At 71.1% G+C, this 560-nt stretch carries 1 protein-coding gene; it reads right to left on the bottom strand.

Annotated elements, in window-relative coordinates; all coding sequences use genetic code 11:
• Positions 1-37: 37 nt before the first annotated feature.
• Positions 38-560, bottom strand: a 523-nt coding sequence (locus tag AC2W7J_RS18695) for a hypothetical protein (RefSeq protein WP_485984308.1), incomplete at its 5' end; no start/stop codon positions are given.

The following is a 560-nucleotide window of genomic DNA, read 5'->3' as shown; positions in this document are numbered from 1 at the left end:
GCCGCCCGGCGAGTGGCCCGGGCGGCGAACCGCAGGATCAGCGGAACAGCTCGCCGAAGTTGAGGAACTGACCGGAGCGCTGCAGGGGCCGGTTGCCGAAGGTGCCCGTGGCCCAGTTGGTCCGCTCGTCGGAGTACATGCGGATGTCGACGTCGAGCGAGCGGGTCACCGACGAGGAGGTGCTCACCGCGGTGACCGGCCCGCGCAGCGTGGCGGAGTTGCCCGTGGTGCTGAGCCGGCCCATGCGCACGACCGCGCCGCCGATGACGGCATTCTTCAGCTTGAAGGTCGACCGGTGGGTGCAGCGCGAGGATGCCCACCGGAAGGTGATGTTCGCCCCCGCGGGGCAGTAGAAGGAGCGGAGCACGGTGTACTTCGTCTGGAGGTTGCCGTCGACACTCGAGAACCTCAGCTGGTGGCGGTTGCCGGCGAAGCCGGAGAGCTTGCCGACGGCGACGTCGTAGAGCTCGATGGCGTCGACGGTCTCGCTGGCCGAAGCCGGCGCGGCCGATGCCGGCGCGGCCGATGCCGGCGCGGCGATGCCGGCGCGGCCTGGGATC

This window comes from Janibacter sp. CFPM2_SD2 (genome assembly GCF_057364645.1).
The sequence above is the reverse complement of the archived record's forward strand: the minus strand, read 5'-3'. Positions and strand labels throughout refer to the sequence as shown.